Raw genomic sequence first — 3,198 nt, forward strand, 5'->3', positions numbered from 1 at the left:
CGTCGAGGCCGCGCTCTCATTCGTCACCGCGTAGCTGTAGGTGATCGAGGCCGCCACACCTTCCGCGATCGAGCTCACGCTCGCCGTCTTCACCACCTTCACATCGGGAGCGACGTCGGCGATCGAAATCACGTGGTCATCCGTATCGGTGACAGGCGTGTTCTCGTCGTCATGGGCTGTTACCGTAACGACATTTGTATGTGTCGTGCCGGCGTTCTGCAGAATAATCGGGCTCGTGAAAGTAAAGGTGAATGTTTCACCCGGATCGAGCACGATGGGATTTCCGCCATTCGCCGCAAGGGCAGCCGCCGTCAGGTTCCCGAAGACGTTATCGACAACGCTGTCGATGGTCAGCGGGTCGGTAGCGGCGTTGGCGGCAGAAGCCGTGATGACGAATGTATAGGTCGCCGTCGCGCCGCCTTCGGCGATCGTCGCCGGACCGGACTTATCGATGGAGATTGCGGGCACCGGCTCAACGGAAGCGGTGCTGGCAAGCACTCTCCACTCCTCGAAGCCGCCATTCGACGCATTGGCGCCGGCCCCGCCCAGATTTGAATAAAGCGTCACATAGGACGCAGCCGTCGCCCCGGCCGCTTCGAACGAGCTCAGCGGGATCAGAACGCGATAATCGTCAGTTCCGCTGCCGGAGTTGGTGTCAAAGAGCGCCTGCGTGCCCGCCAGATCGAAGACCTGCGTAAAACCCGCGCCAAAGCTATCCGTCGCATTGTTGAAATCGGATAGCGTCGCAGGGGCACCGGATATGTAGACCTTAAAATCATTGAGGCTGATCTGTGGATTTCCGCCACTGTCGCTCTCATTCAGGTCAAGCCTGAATTCAATATATTCAATACCGCCAATTGTGACCGTGGCGATTCCGCCAAACTTCAAGCTGTCGGTGAACGATGATTTATTATCAAGGACATTTCCGCCTTGATCGGTATTGAAGCCTTCCTCCGTCCCATTCGCTTGCAAGCGCAAAAACGAATCGTAATTCCCCGTTCCCGAGCCAACAGATGTGGCTTCGAGAATTGCGCCGTCATTAAGCACGGTCATTGTCGACTTCCCCTCAAACGGGTGGTCTCGCCGCATTCTATTGCAGACTTAACGCCACCCGCATTATTGCCGCCTTAGCAATAAAGCACGTCGCCATCGCGTTGTTAAGACAAAATTAACGCTGGGTCATGCCGTAGCGTTATATATTTAATTCGAGCCGACGCCTGGTGGCGTGGCGGCGATATGGCGCCCCCCTTCAAGCCGGATGCTGCTGGATGACGTCATCACGCTCGGACATCTCGCAATCGCGAGATGTCCGAGCGTGATGCTGCGCCGTTGAATCTGCAGGTCGCGGATGGGTGGCGCGTCCGGATTCACGACCTGCCGCCCGCCATCCGACAGTTGCGGCATCGACCCAATTGGCCCGCGATCCGGCGAATTTTCTAAGAAAATGATTGGAAATTAACAACAAATCTCAAATTATTTACATCTGTATATAGCCGGATATGCATCTGGCGGCCTGGCCATATTGCGGCAATCCCCGAAACGATCATTAACGAGTCGTTAACAGGGGGTTGAGTCATGGTTAATGTCTTCGACGTCGCCAACATGTTGAATGAACGCGCTGATACGTCAGGTATTAGCGCTGTCGAAAACAACATTGCGGCGCACCAGGGTCGCTACGATATCGCTCAATCACCAACGGCACCTCCGCTGACCCCGGCGACGCCTGCACAGGCTCCTTTAAGTAATCCACCGGCCGGCATGGTGGTTCAGCCTGGCGCGCCACAGTCCGGAGCCCCGGCCCCCGCCCCCGTGATCAAGCTCCCGCAGGGGGCGTCACTCGACGACATCCAGGTCCGCGGCGATGATTTGATCCTCAACCAGCCGAGCGGCGCGCCGGTCGTCATCCCCAATGTGACGAAGGCGATGCCGACAATCATCATCGGCGACGTGGAAGTCCCCGCAAGCGCCTTTGCCGCCGCATTCGAACGTGCCGGCGTGACGCCCGGTGCCGGCCCAGGAGCCGGTGCTCAGGCTGCCACCGGAAGCTCTGGCGGCAATTTCAGCGTCGCGGCCGGCAATATTGGAAATGCCTTCGGTTTGACGGGCCTCCTGCCTCCGACAGCCCTGTCCTTTGGCACTCTCGATCGAGAGGAGCTCAGCCAGCGGCTGAGAGCCTCGACCGGGCCGTCGAACGCCGGCGGCAATGCCACCGCGTTTCTCGAAGAATCCTCGCTCTCAACCGGGACGAGTTCACAAAATCTCGGCGAGACCTCCCTCGTCACATTGCGTTTCTCGGCCGGCGCAACGCCTGTCACCAGCGTTTCCTTCAGCTCCAACCTGAGTGGACTGCGCACCGAGACGAACGGGATAGCGGGCGATGATATCGCCTGGGTTCGCGTCTCCGATGTGCAGGTCGTCGGTCGTGTCGATGGTGTGGATGCCATCCGACTGGACATCCTCTCCGGCCAGTCGATTCCTGCCGGGACAACCGGCGATGTCGTCGTGCTTGTCACGCTGCTTACCGGCCTGCCGGATCCAGCAGGCAACGGTGCGCAGATTCTCGACCTGGGTACGATCGGCGTCATAGCAACGACTGCTGTGGGAACCAGCGAAGCGGTTTTCGCCATCTCGGTTCAGGATGACATTCCCAGCGTCGTGCTGAGCGGCGTCGTCGCGCCCAACCTGATCGTCGACGAGACCAACCTGACCACCAATGCCAGCGCCTCCTTCGCCGGGCTGTTCACCTCGGCCTATGGCGCCGATGGCGCCGGCACCACCACCTATGCGCTCGCCGTCACCGCGGCCGCCTCGGGCCTGATCGACGTCGCGTCGGGCCAGAACGTCGTGCTCTCGCTGAACGGCACCGTGGTCGAGGGCCGCACCGCAGGCTCCAACCTGCTCGTCTTCACCGTCACGGTCGATGCATCAGGCCTGGTCACGCTCGACCAGATCCGCGCGCTGAGCCATCCCGACGCCACCAACCCCAACGATCCCGTCAGCCTGGCGGCCGGCCTCGTCACCCTGACCGCGACCATCACCGATCGCGACAATGACAGCACCCCGGCCACGGCCCAGATCGGCGCCACACTGCAGTTCCTCGACGACGGCCCCGCCATCGTGCGCAACGTCGTCGTCGAGGAAAAAGGCGGTGGCGTCGTCCCCAGCCTGATCGTCGACGAGACCGACCTGACCACCAAT

The 3,198-nt window shown here is 60.4% G+C and carries 2 protein-coding genes; one reads left to right on the forward strand and one right to left on the reverse strand.

What is annotated here, in order from left to right; genetic code table 11:
* The coding region (locus ACSQ3P_RS31635; protein ID WP_436169378.1) for a hypothetical protein at positions 1-1,053 on the reverse strand (1,053 nt) is incomplete at its 3' end.
* A 756-nt stretch (positions 1,054-1,809) separates the two neighbouring features.
* Between ACSQ3P_RS31635 and ACSQ3P_RS31640 the strand changes: the two genes are divergently transcribed.
* The coding region (locus ACSQ3P_RS31640) for a DUF5801 repeats-in-toxin domain-containing protein (RefSeq protein WP_436169379.1) at positions 1,810-3,198 on the forward strand (1,389 nt) is incomplete at its 3' end.

This window comes from Allobosea sp. LjRoot9, from assembly GCF_964252745.1.
In the GTDB taxonomy this organism is placed as follows: Bacteria; Pseudomonadota; Alphaproteobacteria; order Rhizobiales; family Beijerinckiaceae; genus Allobosea.